Annotated in this window: 1 pseudogene; it reads right to left on the bottom strand. The window is 61.2% G+C overall.

What is annotated here, in order from left to right:
* Positions 1–199: pseudogene (locus HX792_RS30215) on the bottom strand (hypothetical protein); the annotation flags it as partial.
* Between the last annotated feature and the right edge of the window lie 79 nt (positions 200–278).

Below are 278 nucleotides of genomic sequence, written 5' to 3' on the forward strand. Positions count from 1 at the left end.
GGCGCCTCAGATCAAAATCAAAGGCAGACGCGGCGGCCTGGTAGCCGACCGGTAGCGTTTGTTGATCGCATTCCCCTGTAGGAGCCGGCTTGCCGGCGATGCAGACACCTCGGTGAACCAGGCATACCCCGTTGATGCCATCGCAGGCAAGCCAGCTCCCACAGAGGGGCTCCGCGTTCTGCCTGATTTTTTGCGCCATCGTTAACGACCATCGCCGCGGTGCGACGATTCGACAAGCCGGCTCCTACAGTGGACCGCGTTTGCCTTTGCCTTTGCTC

The sequence above is a fragment of the Pseudomonas sp. B6002 genome, from assembly GCF_013385985.1.
Taxonomy (GTDB): Bacteria; Pseudomonadota; Gammaproteobacteria; order Pseudomonadales; family Pseudomonadaceae; genus Aquipseudomonas.